Origin of the sequence: Dorea sp. MB18-49 (assembly GCF_023669465.1) — a bacterium.
Lineage (GTDB): Bacteria > Bacillota > Clostridia > Lachnospirales > Lachnospiraceae > Dorea_A > Dorea_A longicatena.
This window is the reverse complement of the sequence record NZ_JAMOYX010000014.1, coordinates 1-15,420: the sequence shown is the minus strand read 5'-3', so window position 1 is coordinate 15,420 and position 15,420 is coordinate 1. Positions and strand designations below refer to the sequence as shown.

16 protein-coding genes are annotated in these 15,420 nt (G+C 43.0%); 3 read left to right on the top strand and 13 right to left on the bottom strand.

Going from position 1 to position 15,420, the window contains the following annotated elements; translation table 11 throughout:
- Positions 1–3: 3 nt before the first annotated feature.
- Together aroB and NCY30_RS06115 are read left to right on the top strand one after the other, a co-directional pair.
- A complete protein-coding gene (aroB, locus tag NCY30_RS06120) occupies positions 4–1,065 on the top strand; it encodes a 3-dehydroquinate synthase (protein ID WP_055194235.1) in 1,062 nt (353 codons plus the stop codon).
- A gap of 81 nt (positions 1,066–1,146) precedes the next feature.
- Positions 1,147–1,893, top strand: a complete 747-nt coding sequence (locus tag NCY30_RS06115; RefSeq protein WP_006428756.1) for an SDR family NAD(P)-dependent oxidoreductase — start codon at positions 1,147–1,149, stop codon at positions 1,891–1,893.
- 281 nt (positions 1,894–2,174) lie between these two features.
- Here NCY30_RS06115 and NCY30_RS06110 read toward each other — a convergent pair whose 3' ends face one another.
- From NCY30_RS06110 to araA, 3 genes are all read right to left on the bottom strand, one after another.
- Positions 2,175–2,876, bottom strand: a complete 702-nt coding sequence (locus NCY30_RS06110; RefSeq protein WP_055303259.1) for an L-ribulose-5-phosphate 4-epimerase — start codon at positions 2,874–2,876, stop codon at positions 2,175–2,177.
- Between the two features lie 126 nt (positions 2,877–3,002).
- The gene (locus NCY30_RS06105) at positions 3,003–4,595 is read right to left on the bottom strand and encodes a xylulokinase (RefSeq protein WP_139009273.1); all 1,593 of its coding nucleotides are present in this window, start codon (positions 4,593–4,595) and stop codon (positions 3,003–3,005) included.
- A 127-nt stretch (positions 4,596–4,722) separates the two neighbouring features.
- Positions 4,723–6,222 carry an L-arabinose isomerase gene (gene araA, locus NCY30_RS06100; RefSeq protein ID WP_055194239.1) on the bottom strand — a complete coding sequence of 500 codons (1,500 nt, stop codon included), beginning with the start codon at positions 6,220–6,222 and terminating at the stop codon, positions 4,723–4,725.
- Between the two features lie 178 nt (positions 6,223–6,400).
- Here araA and NCY30_RS06095 point away from each other — a divergent pair, with 178 nt between their 5' ends.
- Positions 6,401–7,447: an AraC family transcriptional regulator gene (locus NCY30_RS06095; RefSeq protein ID WP_055194240.1), complete on the top strand. Its 1,047-nt coding sequence runs from the start codon at positions 6,401–6,403 to the stop codon at positions 7,445–7,447.
- Here NCY30_RS06095 and NCY30_RS06090 read toward each other — a convergent pair.
- The 10 genes from NCY30_RS06090 to NCY30_RS06045 form a co-directional block, all read right to left on the bottom strand.
- Positions 7,391–8,089, bottom strand: a complete 699-nt coding sequence (locus tag NCY30_RS06090) for an ABC transporter permease subunit (RefSeq protein ID WP_081019599.1) — start codon at positions 8,087–8,089, stop codon at positions 7,391–7,393. The genes NCY30_RS06095 and NCY30_RS06090 overlap by 57 nt on opposite strands.
- Positions 8,090–8,206: 117 nt before the next feature.
- Complete coding sequence (gene atpC, locus NCY30_RS06085) at positions 8,207–8,623, bottom strand: ATP synthase F1 subunit epsilon (RefSeq protein WP_006428762.1); 417 nt, start codon at positions 8,621–8,623, stop codon at positions 8,207–8,209.
- Between the two features lies 1 nt (position 8,624).
- Complete coding sequence (gene atpD / locus NCY30_RS06080; RefSeq protein ID WP_006428763.1) at positions 8,625–10,022, bottom strand: F0F1 ATP synthase subunit beta; 1,398 nt, start codon at positions 10,020–10,022, stop codon at positions 8,625–8,627.
- Between the two features lie 84 nt (positions 10,023–10,106).
- Complete coding sequence (atpG, locus tag NCY30_RS06075; protein WP_006428764.1) at positions 10,107–11,009, bottom strand: ATP synthase F1 subunit gamma; 903 nt, start codon at positions 11,007–11,009, stop codon at positions 10,107–10,109.
- A 12-nt stretch (positions 11,010–11,021) separates the two neighbouring features.
- A complete protein-coding gene (atpA, locus tag NCY30_RS06070; protein WP_006428765.1) occupies positions 11,022–12,542 on the bottom strand; it encodes a F0F1 ATP synthase subunit alpha in 1,521 nt (506 codons plus the stop codon).
- Between the two features lies 1 nt (position 12,543).
- The gene (gene atpH, locus NCY30_RS06065; protein WP_055194244.1) at positions 12,544–13,083 is read right to left on the bottom strand and encodes an ATP synthase F1 subunit delta; all 540 of its coding nucleotides are present in this window, start codon (positions 13,081–13,083) and stop codon (positions 12,544–12,546) included.
- Complete coding sequence (gene atpF / locus NCY30_RS06060; protein WP_055194246.1) at positions 13,067–13,564, bottom strand: F0F1 ATP synthase subunit B; 498 nt, start codon at positions 13,562–13,564, stop codon at positions 13,067–13,069. Before atpF ends, atpH begins: the two co-directional genes overlap by 17 nt.
- Before the next feature lie 50 nt (positions 13,565–13,614).
- Positions 13,615–13,842 carry an ATP synthase F0 subunit C gene (atpE, locus tag NCY30_RS06055; protein ID WP_006428768.1) on the bottom strand — a complete coding sequence of 76 codons (228 nt, stop codon included), beginning with the start codon at positions 13,840–13,842 and terminating at the stop codon, positions 13,615–13,617.
- A 64-nt stretch (positions 13,843–13,906) separates the two neighbouring features.
- Positions 13,907–14,611, bottom strand: coding sequence for a F0F1 ATP synthase subunit A (locus tag NCY30_RS06050; RefSeq protein ID WP_006428769.1), 705 nt, complete (start codon positions 14,609–14,611; stop codon positions 13,907–13,909).
- Positions 14,612–15,137: 526 nt separating this feature from the next.
- Positions 15,138–15,323, bottom strand: a complete 186-nt coding sequence (locus NCY30_RS06045) for a hypothetical protein (RefSeq protein WP_055181407.1) — start codon at positions 15,321–15,323, stop codon at positions 15,138–15,140.
- Positions 15,324–15,420: the final 97 nt, after the last annotated feature.

Sequence of the window (15,420 nt, the reverse complement as noted above, 5' to 3'; positions counted from 1 at the left end):
ATTATGAAACTTACAGTTAATCTGGGAAAAGACAGTTATCCTATCTATATTGAAAATAACATATTATCCCAGGCCGGAGATTACATCCGAAAGATCTACCACGGAAAACGCATTATGATCATTTCCGATGACAATGTATTTCCGTTATATGGTGACCGGCTGATCCATACATTGGACTTCACTTACGAATGTCACCATCTGGTACTTCCTCACGGTGAATCAACCAAGGATTTCCAGACACTTCCGACTGTCTACAAGGCAATGCTGGAGGCAAAGATTTCCCGTAGTGATCTGGTCATCGCTCTTGGCGGCGGTGTCATCGGTGATCTTGCAGGATTTGCCGCTTCCAGTTATCTAAGAGGTGTAAGACTGGTACAGATCCCAACTTCACTGTTGGCGCAGGTTGATTCTTCTGTCGGTGGAAAAGTCGCAGTAGACCTTCCGGAAGGCAAGAATCTGGTCGGCGCATTCTATCAGCCTTCACTGGTGCTAATCGATCCACTGGTACTTAACACGCTGAAGGAACGATTTATCAACGATGGTATGGGAGAAGTTATCAAATACGGCTGCATCAAAGATGCGGATTTATTTAGTACCTTGGAATCACACAGTTCTTTTGAAGATTTAAAAGAAGAACTGCCTGCCATCATCACACGCTGTGTAGATATCAAACGAATGGTTGTAGAAAATGATCAGTTTGACACAGGTGAGCGTATGTTACTGAATTTCGGACATACACTGGCTCACACCATTGAACAACATTTCCATTATCAGCGGGAAAGTCATGGCGAAGCCGTTGCCATCGGCATGTATCAGATCACCAGGATTGCCGAAGAAAAAGGATTAACACCAAAAGGAACTGCAGAACGTATCCAGAAGGTTTTAAAGACCTACGGACTTCCTTTTGAATGCGGTCTCACTCTTGGGACATTAACCGAAGCGATTGCCTTAGATAAGAAGAATCTGAACGGGAATCTCAACGTCATACTACTTCATGAAATCGGTGACAGCTACATCGAAGCTACAGACATTCAGTTCTTTGCTGAAACAGCAAGGCTTGTATAAATAACAACAATTCTACGAACCGGCCTTATATGGCACTTCGTAATCAGAAAATAATGAATGTAATTTTGGAGGATATATATCATGGGTAAATTAGAAGGAAAAATCGCAATTGTAACAGGATCAGGAAAAGGAATCGGACGTGACGCAGCACTTGCTATCGCTGCTGAAGGTGCCACTGTCGTAACAGTAGCAAGAACACAGTCTGATCTTGATGAAACAGTAAAAATGATCGAAGATGCCGGCGGAACAGCAATCTCACTTTCCAGAGACCTTACAGACGGAGAACAGGTTGCCGACATGGTCAAAACTGTTGTTGATAAATACGGAAGAATTGATATTCTCGTTAACAATGCAGGCGGATACCCAAAAGAGATCTACAAAAATATCGAACATCAGGCGATTAAGATCTGGGAATGGTCAGAAGAACAGTGGGATCAGATCATCAAAACAAACTTGAGAATCCCATTCCTTGTAACTAAAAATGTTGTACCTGTAATGATAAAACAAGGAAAAGGAGATATCGTAAATGTATCTTCAAGAATGGGTCGTATTGCATCTCAGATGGGTGCATACGCTGTTGCAAAAGGCGGTATCGTAACCATGACCAAGACAACTGCTATCCAGACCAAAGAATACGGAATCAAATGCAATGCCGTATCTCCTGGAATCGTGGACACACCGGGGCAGAGAGTCTACAACCACTCCGTAGGACAGGACGGCTGCCCGATGGGAAGCTCAAAAGATGTTGCAAAAGCAATCATCTACCTGCTGGCAGATTCACCGGCAGTTATGACAGGACAGTCTATCGACCTGTTCACAACAGTATAGAACCAAATGACTACAAGAGACACTGTCATCACTGGCAGTGTCTCTTGTAGTCACTTCACAATTATTAACAATTCGTTCGTCTTTTCATCACACTTTCATCACAATTGCACTCTATACTATAAATTGTTCGAAAAAACAACACTTTAAATCTTTTTCATAACTTTTTCCTCAGGACTGCACTCCTCCCAAATAATGCAGTCCTTTTTTTATTTAATTTTTTAACACGATTGGTCTCCCGGTCCGGATATCCACCAGCCTAATGAATTAAATGTCAACCACATTTATTTCCCCGGCTGTCCATAATAAGCATTTGCTCCATGTTTTCTATAGTAATGCTTATCCTGTAATTCCTGTGGTGCAGGTTTAACGTCTGGGTTGATCATTTCGCATCTTGCTGCCATCTTGGCAACTTCCTCTAATACTACTGCGTTGTGAACTGCTTCGTGAGCATCTTTGCCCCATGTGAATGGTCCATGGTTCTTGCAGAGTACTGCAGGTGTTGCAACATAGTCCAGATCATCTTCATCAAATCTGTCTGCGATCAGGACACCTGTATTTTTCTCATAAGCTTCATCGATTTCTTCTTTTGTAAGATTTCTTACACATGGTACTGTTCCGTACAGGTAATCTGCATGTGTAGTTCCGTAGCAAGGGATTCCTCTTCCTGCCTGAGCCCAGCTTGTTGCCCAAGGAGAATGTGTATGTACAACACCACCAATGTTCGGAAATCTGTTATACAGCTCTACATGTGTTGCTGTATCAGAAGATGGATTTAAGTCTCCCTCTACTTTATTACCCTGAAGGTCTACAACTACCATATCTTCCGGTGTTAATTTGTCATAATCTACTCCACTTGGTTTGATTACGAAAAGACCTTTTTCACGGTCGATTCCGCTTACATTTCCCCATGTGAATGTTACCAGGTCATATTTTGGAAGAAGCATGTTTGCTTCATATACTTCTTTTTTTAATTCTTCCAGCATCTCTTTCTATCTCCTTTATATTTCTGTTACTGCGGAAAAGCTGTTATCAACATTTTCCCCTTGTATATAAGAATATGCAGATACGGGGACATAACCTATGCCCCCTCTGCTTTCATATAATATTTCTTACAGATCTGCACAAGCTCTGCGCTCTACGTCAAGACCTTTCTTGTATGTCTCCATAAATGCTTCGTATCCAGCTACGCCTTCCGGATCCGGATCGATTCTGCTTCCGGCATCGCTTCCGAATACTTTATTCTTCAGGTAGTCTTCCAGCTTCTCGCCTTCTTCACGTTTTACCATGTACTCAGCAAGGATAGCCATTCCCCATGGTCCGCCTTCGCCTGCTGTCTCCATAACTACTACAGGTGTGTTGATCGCATCTGCAAGGATCTTCTGTCCGACACCTTTTGTCTTGAAGAGTCCGCCATGTCCAAGAACGGTATCAATCTCAACACCTTCGTCTTTTGTTAAGATATCCATTCCGACTTTGATAACACCAAGTGCTGTGTACAGGTGAGATCTCATGAAGTTAGCCAGATTGAATTTTGTCTCTGGTGTTCTGACTACCATTGGGCGTCCTTTTTCTACATTTGTGATAGGCTCGCCTGCGTAGTTACCATAAGAAAGGATTCCACCACAGTCAGCATCGCCTTCCAGTGCTTTATTGTAAAGTGTTCCATACATCTGATTCATGTCTACGTCTGCTCCGATAGAATCAGCGAATTCTTTGAACAGATTTACCCATGCATTCAGATCTGTTGTTCCGTTATTGGAATGTACCATGGCAACCAGACTTCCGTCAGGTGTTGTAACCATGTCGATCTCTGTATGTAAGTCTTTCAGAGGTTTCTCAAGGACAACCATAGAGAAGAATGAAGTACCAGCGGAAATGTTGCTTGTACGCTGTGCTACGCTGTTTGTAGCTACCATACCTGTTCCTGCATCTCCTTCCGGAGGACAAAGCGGGATTCCGGCTTCCAGATTACCTGTAGGGTCAAGTTTCTTTGCTCCTTCTTCTGTCAGGATACCGGCTGCGTCTCCTGCTACCAGAACTTTAGGAAGAATCTCTTTTATTTTCCATGGATAGTTCTCACCTTCGATGAGTTTATCGAACTTCTGGATCATTTCTTCATCATAGTCTTTTGTATTCATGTCGATTGGGAACATTCCGGATGCATCTCCTACACCAAGAACCTTCTCACCTGTCATCTGCCAGTGGATATATCCTGCAAGTGTTGTCGTGAATGCGATATCTTTTACATGATCTTCTTTATCCAGAATGCACTGATACAGATGTGCGATACTCCATCTCAGCGGAATATTATACTGGAACAGATCTACCAGCACTTCGGAAGCTTTTCCTGTATTGCTGTTTCTCCATGTCTGGAATGGTGCAAGAAGCTTTCCTTCTTTGTCAAATGCCATATATCCGTGCATCATGGCACTGAATCCGATCGCTCCCAGTTTCTTGATCGTTACTCCGTATTCTTTCTGTACATTTTCTGCCATATCGCGGTAGCTGTCCTGAAGACCTGCCCAGATATCGTCCAGAGAGTATGTCCACAGTCCGTTCTCATAACGGTTCTCCCATGTATGGCTTCCTGATGCGATCGGATTGTGCTCCTCATCGATCAGTACTGCTTTAATTCTTGTAGAACCGAATTCGATTCCAAGATATGCTTTTCCGCTTTCAATGATCTCTTTTACATTGCTCATTGTACGCTTCCTCCTAAACATTATATTTTAAGTTTTCTTAATATCTCCATTATACTATTTTTGCAGGGAAATATCTATTTCGATATCCCCTGCAAATATAATCTTTTACCCGTAATTCTTTATTTGATTATTTGCGGTATGCAACGCTGTTCCACAGGAGTTCATTCTTGAACTGTCTGATTGTTGTATCCTTATCAATGTATACAGCTTCGATTCCCATGCATGCTGCCCAGTCACCCATCTGCTCTGCTGTTAAATCATAAGAGAATGCTGTGTGGTGAGCTCCTCCTGCCAGGATCCATGCTTCTGTTCCAACCTTTAAGTTCGGCTGTGGTGTCCAGAATGCTGTTGCTACTGGAAGTTTTGGCATTGGTTTCTCTGTCTTCTTGCAGTCTACATCGTTGATGATCAGACGGAATCTGTCACCAAGGTCGATCAGAGATGTTGCGATAGCCGGACCTGTCTTAGATGTGAATACAAGTCTTGCAGGATCTTCTCTGTTACCCATGCTAAGTGGCTGCTCTTTGATGCTGATCTTGCCATCTGCGATTGTCGGGCAAACTTCCAGCATGTGAGATTCCAGAACGCCTTCTTTACCTGATACAAGGTTGTATGTGTAATCTTCCATGAATGAAGTTCCCTTAGCGTCCTTCATTCCCTGAGTCATGATCTTCATAACACGAACCATAGCAGCTGTCTTCCAGTCACCTTCTGCTCCGAATCCGTATCCTTTTTCCATCAGTCTCTGCATTGCAAGTCCTGGGAGCTGTTTCAGTCCGCCAAGATCTCCGAAGTGTGTTACAACTGCCTGATAGTTATTCTCATCCAGGAATCTTTCAAATCCAAGTTCGATTCCAGCCTGTACTGCTACATGCTCACGGAATTCTTTCTCATCTCTTCCTTCAAGAAGGATGTCATATTTGTCATAGTATTCTTCTACTAATGTGTCGATATCAGCCTGAGATACTGCATTAACAGCTTCTACAACTTCATTTACAGGATAAGCATCTACTTCCCATCCGAATTTGATCTGAGCTTCTACTTTGTCGCCTTCTGTTACGGCTACGTTTCTCATGTTGTCAGCTACACGCATAACTCTGACGTGGCTGCTTTCTACAACACCTACTGCTGTACGCATCCATGATCCGATCTGTTTCTGAACGTCTTCGTCTTCCCAGTATCCTGCAACAACTTTGCGTTCCATGTTCAGACGGCTGAAGATGTGTCCGTACTCTCTGTCACCATGTGCTGCCTGGTTCTCGTTCATGAAGTCCATGTCGATTGTGTCGTATGGGATTTCACGGTTGAACTGTGTATGTAAGTGAAGTAATGGTTTTCTGTATTCCTGTAATCCTAAGATCCATGATTTTGCAGGAGAGAATGTATGCATCCATGTGATAACACCGGCACAGTTCTCGTCTGTGTTAGCTTCGTTGAATGTCTTTCTGATTACTTCGTTTGTGATCATGGTTGGTTTCCATACTACTTCATATGGAAGGTTTCCTGATTTGTTCAATGCATCTACGATAATCTTTGAATGCTCTGCTACGTGTGCAAGACACTCATCTCCATAAAGATCCTGTGATCCTGTGCAGAACCAAAACTGATAATTCTTTGTTTTTAACATGTTTAATTACTCCTTTTCGCTCAAATTTTCTGTTTCATTTACAGCTTCATTATGTCTCTATTATAAAAATATGGACTTGTTTTCTCAATTTCTTAACTCTGCACTTTTGGGAAAATAGTTACCTATTCCGACCTCCGTTATGATATAATCTAAGGAGAATCCAAGGAGGTATTTTTATATGAATTTATCCGATTTTTGCCGCCGGATCACAGGACCCGATACACGGCTTCTTCCGGAAAACCATAAATTAGGCGCAAGACTTGTCTGTCCGGAATATTCCAAATCCGTTCAGGAAGTCAAGACGTATCCGTTACTCGGTCAGGACCGCAGCTTCTTATTATGCTGGAACTTCGATTCTCCCGGTAACCTGTATGCAACGATGATGCCGTCTCCGGAGAATTTCTGCTATCATTATTCCTATTCGGAAGGGAAATATACACAGCTTCACACGCATGATTATCTGGAACTTTCCTATGTTGTGGAAGGAGAATTTCACCAACGGATATTGAATAAAGATGTAGTCTTTCAGAAAGGTGATCTCTGCCTGATCGACAAAAACTGTCTGCACCAGGACTACCTGACAGACCAGTCTGGGGTCGTGCTTTTTATCGGAATTGCCAACGATATGTTTACGGAGATCATGAATGAGAACAGTACCCCGCAGAAGATTCTTTCCTTCCTGCAGTCTGCATTGTTAAAGCAAAAGGATGTCCAGCAATTTCTGCATTTCCGACCATCCGACGGGGCAAGCGAATCTCTGGACGACAGTCTTTTGTTGCTTTTGAAAGAATCTTATTCGCCGGACAGTGGTTCCAGATATATTACAAAAGGTCTGTTATTCCGGATCTTCCGGATCTTAAGTACACAGTATGATTTTTCTCTTTCCAAAGAGCAGAAGCAGACGATGAACTGGATCGTATTCGAAGAGATTTCGGACTATATCCGGGCACATTTCAGAGATATCACCATCCAGGATCTGGTGGATGAATTCCACTATCAGGAGGATTACTTCAACCGCCTGATCAAACGAAAGACCGGACTTACCTATTCCGCTTATGTCCAGCAGATCCGGCTGGAACGTGCGGAACATCTGCTTGTGTCGACTGACAAGAGTATCGAAGAGATTGCCGATTCGGTAGGATATCATAACAAGGGATATTTCTACAAATTATTTCAGGAAAAATACGAAGAGACACCTGCAAGTTACAGACGTCATACAAGATAACGCACGCAATACAATGAAGAAGCACAGTAATGCGGAAAGTGCGATACGTACCCACCAGCTGGAAAGTGTTCCCTGTGTGGTGATAAGACTTGAGATCGTTCCTTTGATCAATACACCAAAGACTGTACCAAATGGTGTTCCTACACCACCGCTTAACAGTGTAACACCGATAACGGAAGCTGAGATCGCATCCATTTCAAGACCTTTGGCCTGCTCTACGAATCCGGAACAGCTGTTTAAGCAGAAGAGGAATCCGCCGCATCCTGCAAGCAGTCCGTCCAGAACGACAATAAAGATCAGTATTGCGATGATAACAGTCGGATATATGTATGCCGGAATGAATTTTCCACGACGGCTGTATGATCCGATTGGGAGATAAATCTTATAATTAGCCCATGCAAGGAATGTCTTATTTTTGATAGAAATCATATCAGTACTGATGATTGATGTCATACCACGTCCAAAGAACATACCTGCAAGTGATACGATGAATGGCTGGATTTCAAGATAAGATACCAGGAATCCCTGAACAATACCAAAAAGGAGTCCGATCAGAAGTGCGATGGCAACTGCCAGAAATACAAGTCCTACCGCCGCGACAACTCTTGTCCAGTTTTTTCTTCCATTCCCTGTTTCACTCATAAAAAAAGTCCTCCTATAATATGTAAACAGCTAATGGCTATTATACACTAATTATAGAAGAACTTCTTCATTACTTATATAATTTTATTTACGAAAATAGTTCGTTTTTTTGCGATTCTAAATATCCCCGCGTCTGTTTCTGGATGCTTTCAGTCGTGTCATGGCACGGGCCATAGAAGCCTGTGACAGATAATACTCCTGAATGCTCTGCTTCTGACGAAGCTGTTCTTCGGCACGTTCCTTTGCTTCCTCTGCACGCTTCACATCGATGTCTTCCGGACGCTCTGCCGTATTAACCAGTACAGAAGCACGGTTATTCACGATCTCTGCAAATCCCTTGGATACAACCGCTGTTACCCACTCACCGTCAGGCTTGCGGAAACGCAGTTCTCCGATCTCCACTGCGATGACCATGTTCTCATGATGAGCCAGAATACCTTTCTCCCCGTCGATCGTCGGGATGACCAGATATTCACATTTACCATCGTAGAAGACCTTATCCGTAGATATAATTTTCAATGAAAATGTGCTCATACTAAGCCACTCCTTCTGCCTTCGCCTTAGCGATCACGTCTTCGATCGTACCTACATTGAAGAATGCATTTTCCGGATATTCATCCATCTCACCGTCGATGATCGCTTTGAATCCACGAACAGTTTCTTTCAGTGGAACATATTTTCCAGGAACACCGGTAAATGTCTCAGCTACTGAGAATGGCTGTGACAGGAATTTCTGGATCTTTCTTGCACGGGCTACTGTCATCTTATCCTCTTCGGATAATTCTTCCATACCGAGGATTGCGATGATGTCCTGTAACTCTTTGTACTTCTGCAGGATTTCCTGTACCTTACGTGCTACCTGGTAGTGCTCCTCACCTACAACTGCAGGCTCCAGGATACGGGATGTAGAATCCAGTGGATCTACGGCTGGGTAGATACCCTGCTCAACGATCTTTCTGGAAAGTACGGTTGTCGCATCCAGATGTGAGAATGTTGTTGCAGGAGCCGGGTCAGTTAAGTCATCGGCTGGTACATATACGGCCTGAACTGATGTTACAGATCCGTTCTTTGTAGAAGCGATACGTTCCTGAAGTGCACCCATTTCATTTGCCAGTGTCGGCTGATAACCTACGGCTGACGGCATACGTCCGAGAAGTGCGGATACTTCCGAACCAGCCTGTACGAAACGAAAGATATTATCGATGAAGAGAAGCACATTCTGATGCTCTACATCACGGAAATATTCTGCCATTGTAAGTCCTGTCTCAGCGACACGCATACGAGATCCAGGCGGCTCATTCATCTGTCCGAATACCAAGGCTGTCTTATCAAGTACGCCTGATTCTCTCATCTCTGTCCATAAGTCATTACCTTCACGGGAACGCTCTCCGACACCGGTGAAGATGGAATATCCACCATGTTCTGTTGCGATGTTATGGATCAGCTCCTGGATCAGTACGGTCTTACCTACACCGGCACCACCGAACAGACCAATCTTACCACCTTTCGCATAAGGTGTCAGAAGGTCAATGACCTTGATCCCTGTCTCTAATACTTCGACAGCCGGGCTCTGTTCTTCAAAGCTTGGTGCTTTTCTGTGGATAACCCATTCTTCGCTGTCTTTAATTGGTTCTCCGTTATCGATCGTCTCTCCAAGTACATTGAACAGACGTCCCAGAGTCTTCTCACCTACCGGCACTTTGATACCAGCTCCGGTAGCGGTAACTTCCATTCCCTTCTGCAGACCTTCACTGGAAGCCAGCATGATACAACGTGCAATGTTGTTACCTACATGCTGGGCTACTTCCATGACGCAACGTTTTCCGCCATTGTCTACTTCCAGGGCATCTTTGATAAATGGAAGTTCTTCTCTACTATTAAATTCTACGTCTACGACAGGTCCCATGACCTGTACGATTCTTCCTTTTGTCATATTACTGCTGCCCACTTTCTTTTTTATTATTTCGTGGTTATTATTTGTTCTGTATACAGTTCCGCCATTTGCGAACTTTGTATCTTACTTCCGTTTCTGCGCATTGGCTCCGCCGATGATCTCTGTCAATTCCTGTGTGATGTCTGCCTGACGGACACGGTTATAAGTAATATTTAATTCGTTCAGCATATCTGTTGCACTGTCTGTTGCATTCTGCATTGCCTGCATTCTGGCATTATGCTCACTGCAGTAGGCCTCTACCAGGCATCCATATACGATACCGTTGATGTAGTTCGGAACAATGTTCGCCATCACACTGTGCGTGGATGGCCAGAACACCATATCTTCCTGATACAGTCCGGTTCCGACAAGAGCCGGCATATCTTCCGGAAGGAAGGTCGTCTTCTTCATAGGAAGGAGCTTCTGTTCCTCCGTCTCTGCTGTCATTGCATTGATCATACGTGTATATACGATGTGGATCTCGTCCAGATCTCCATTTCTAAACTGCTCTACCATCTCCGAAGAAATGATTCTCGATCTATGTAATGTCGGATTCTGAACGGTGTAACGGAACTGAGTATCCATCTCAATTCCTTCCCTCTTGGCAAAGTACTGTCTTCCAGCTTCTCCAAGTACGAATAATTTGTGTTTTCCCGGTTTTTTTAACAGTTCTTCCGTTGCCTTGATCACGTTATGATTATATGCTCCTGCAAGTCCTTTATCTGCGGTGACAACGATATAGCCAATCTTTCTTTCCTCAGCCGGGATACTCTCACGGCCATCAAAGAACTGGCTGTGCATATCCGGCACATGCCGCAAAATTCTGGCGATCTCTGCCTGCATGGCATAGAAGAAAGGTTCTGTGTCAGCAAGCTTTTTCTTGGCCTGTTTCATCTTCGAAGAAGAGATCAGATACATGGCATTTGTTATCTTTCTCGTCTCTTCGATGCTGGCCATTCTTTCCTTAATCTCTTTTGCATTTGCCATAGCTACACCCGCTTATCTTCTTTCCTTGAATTCCTTTGCTGCTGCAAGAATCTGCTCTTTCAGTTCATCATCCAGAACTTTCTTCTCATCGATCGCTTTGCCGATTTCTTTATGTTCTCTGTCGAAGAATGCAAGCATATCCATCTGGAATTCTTTGATCTTCTTTGTGTCAATATCAAGCATCAGTTTATTAGTAGCGACACAAAGTGTGATAACCTGCTCATGAAGACTTAACGGACGTCCCAGAGGCTGTTTCAAAAGTTCTGTCAGACAACTTCCGTATTTCAGCTGATTCTTTGTTGCCTCGTCAAGGTCTGAACTGAACTGGGTAAATGATTCCATCTCTCGTGCCTGTGCCAGGTCGATACGAACACTACCACTGGCTTTCTTCATAGCCTTTGTCTGTGCAGCTCCACCTACACGGGATACAGAAAGACCAACGTTAACGGCCGGACGCATACCGGCATTGAACAGGTCACTCTCCAGGAAGATCTGTCCGTCTGTGATGGAGATAACGTTGGTAGGAATGTATGCAGATACATCTCCTGCCTGTGTCTCAATGATCGGAAGTGCTGTGATAGAACCACCGCCTGCTTCCTCGCTTAATCGGCTGCTTCGTTCAAGCAGTCTTGAATGTAAGTAGAATACATCACCAGGATAAGCTTCTCGTCCAGGTGAACGTCCAAGTAACAGAGAAATGGCACGGTAAGCTACCGCATGTTTGGAAAGATCATCATATACGATCAATACATCTTTTCCCTGATACATGAAATACTCCGCAAGTGCTGTTGCCGAATACGGTACAATATACTGAAGTGGTGCACACTCACTGGCTGTTGAGCAGAATACTGTGGTGTAATCCAGTGCGTCATGTGCTTTTAAGTCATTTACAAGTCTTGCTACGGTTGATGCTTTCTGTCCGATGGCTACATAGATACAGATGACATCTTTTCCTTTCTGGTTGATGATCGTATCGGTTGCAATAGATGTCTTACCGGTCTGTCTGTCACCGATGATCAACTCTCTCTGTCCACGTCCGATCGGGAACATGGAATCAATTGAAAGGATACCTGTCTCAAGCGGAACGCTTACCGACTTACGGTCAACGATTCCCGGTGCCTCATTCTCTACCGGACGATATCCGTCGGCTTTGATCTCACCTTTTCCGTCGATTGGTGCTCCAAGAGCATCTACGATTCTTCCGATATAGCCTTCACCTACCGGAATACCTGCTTTTTTACCTGTACGGCACACTTTTGTGCCCTGTTTGATCTCTGAATCATCTCCGAACAGGATACAGCTGATCTCATTTTCCTTGATATCCTGTACCATACCCTTAAGACCAGTCTCCAATGTGACGATCTCGCCATACATTGCGTGGTCGATTCCGTATACGGAGGCGATTCCATCACCAACAGAGATAACGGTACCAACTTCCTGATCTCTGCTTATTACATCATAATTCTTTATCTCTTCTTTTAATATAGAGATAATTTCATCTGAGCTGATTGCACTCAATTCCTTCACCTCCATGTTAATTCGTTAATTTCCGCTCTAAGCGGTTCAGACGGCCCTGCACACTGTAGTCATATTCTTTTCCGTCAACCTGCAGGATGAATCCGCCGATCAGTGCCTTGTCTTCTGCCATAACCCATTTGATGTCTCCGGCACCGTATTTCTTCTTGATAAAGTCACCCATCTGTTTCTTTTGTTCTTCACTTGGAAGTGCTGTATAACGAAGATACACTGTCTTAACTCCTGCTGCCTGATTCTGTAACTCTTCGTATGCCGCAAAGATCTGTTCTGCGATCGTCATCTTGCCATGATCGCAGACAACCTTCAGAAAGGTACGCATTTCTTCCGGAAATACTTTATCAATAATGTTGTGTTTTGTCTCTTTTGTGATCACTGGATTGACCAGTGCTGCCTTTAATTCCTGTGATGTTTCGAAAATGGATCCTGCCTCCCGGACAGTTTCTTTCGAAATTCCAAGTTCACTCAGAACTTTCGCATAGCGGAGGGCTGCCACCTGGCAGAATACCGGCTCTGCTTCTTTTCTATTCTTCGCTGTCATGGGCATCACCTGCATCTTTCAAAAACTGGTCATATGCATCTGCGCTGCTTATGCTGTCTGCATTCTCAAGTAAGATCTTCTTCGCAGCATCCATTGCCAGCCCTGCAACCTGTGCCTTCATATCATCGAAGGCCTGTTCTCTCTCCTGATTCAGGCTTTCTCTTGCTGTCTTCATAACCTTGTCTGCCTTTTCGTTAGCCTCGTTCAGGATCTGGTTGTATTCCTGTTTTGCATCCAGTTTCGCCTGTTCGATCATCTTTGTGGATTCTTCTTTTGCTCCATTCAGTGCATCTTCATACTGTTTCTTCAGAGCATGGGCTTTGTCCTGCTCTTCATTCGCGTGGCTGATTCCGTCTGCAATCATCTTTTCCCGCTTTTCCATAATGTCCATGACCGGGCGAAACAGGAATTTTCTGAGAATCAGATACAGAACGATCAGGTTGATGATCGTCAGTACCAGATTAAAATCTATTCTCAGCATATATCTCTACCTGCCTTTCCCTTCTTTTAATCTGTTATCGTCAGCAAACATTATTTCAAAAGAAGGACGATCAGAAGTGCGATAATGAAACCGTAAATAGCGGTTGCCTCTGCAAGTGCACAACCAAGGATCAGGGAAGTTCTGATCTTTCCGTCTGCTTCCGGCTGTCTTGCGATAGCATCTACTGCTTTGCTTGTTGCGATTCCGATACCAACACCGGCTCCGATACCTGTAAGTACTGCGATACCTGCTCCAATTGCGATAATTGTTCCACTCATAATTTGTTCTCCTTTTCTTGTCTTAAGTTTTCTTATACTAAATGTTGTAAATGTCTGATTCGTCTTATTCCATCTCTTCTGTCATAAATAATGCAGTTAAGAATACGAATACATATGCCTGTAATAATCCGTCAAATATATCAAAATAAAAACTAAACGGTATCGGCACGATTAACGGAACGACCTCTTTGATCAGTTCCATGACTACAAATCCGCCTAACATATTACCAAACAGTCGCATACAAAGCGACAGCGGACGGATCACGATCTCCAGTATCATGATTGGTGCTACGATCGGCACTGGCTTTGCAAAATGTTTGCACCAGTGAACCAGACCATTTCTATGGATACCGGACCACTCGATCACGAACATACTCATAACGGCAAGTGCGATTGTTACGTTCATGTCCTTTGTCGGAGGCTTGAATCCTAACAGTCCGATGACATTTGATATTGCCAGATAAAGTGCAACCGTCATCAGATATGGAATATAGCCCTTGTTTTCTTTTCCTATAATACCTTCAAAGAAATCCTGTGCCCAGCCGATCACTGATTCCAGCATAAGCTGTACCTTTCCCGGTTTCTCTATACTTAGATTCCTTACGAATACTATACTGAGAATAGTAAGAACCGCCATGATGATCCAAGTTACAACAACACCTTCGTCAACAGCGATTCCTCCAAATACCGGGATGGTAAATACGGTTTCACAGTTAAGTTCTTTAACAAGGCTTTCAACAAGCTTTTCCGTACTATCCCCTTCCTTCATAATTTTTTTGCTAGTTTACAGCCATTTTTTGAAAATGTCAATCATTTTGTCTAATGGTCATTTTGCTTAATTTTTTATTATTTTTTTGTCTATTTTTACTTTTATTTATTTTAATTTTTCCGTTTTTCTCATCAAATTTCCACGTCAAAATGGTAGTTCCAATCTTCGTCCTTTTTTTCACAAGGAAAATGCACAATTTTTATTTTTCATTTCCCGTCTTTTTCTACAAAACGATATTTTTCTTCAATTTTCTTCTTGATAAAATGTCCTCATTGTCTCATCTCCAAAAAACGACATTTTATATTAATTGTATATTGCATTCTCCGTAAATAGCGGCTCTTTATGCACCTATAGTATAGAAAACCTGCTACCTGCCACTTCTTTTGAACACATAGCAACAAAAAAGGAGTGTAACAACTTTTTTTAGCCGTTACACTCCTTTTTTCGTTATTTAATTTTGTATCTCAATTTTATATGTATCATCATTCAAAATTGATATATCTGTTCTCTTTGGTATTTTATTCTTTTAATCGACGATGATCCGGTACTGCAGATTCTCATATAAAAGCTTATTTCCTTCCATGATATCTCCCGGCAACAATGCTCTTGCCACCGTCTTGGTTTCTTCCGGATCATGCTTAAGTGCATCGACACGTCTGAGTTCTGCGTAATCACCATCAATCTTCTCGACTACATAAATACATGTTAACATAATTTTGCCTCCTTTTTTCTGTCTTATCATCCTGTCTTTTGTATAAGTTGGTTTAATTATACTATCTTTAATTCAAAAAGTAAATTTTTCTGTATTG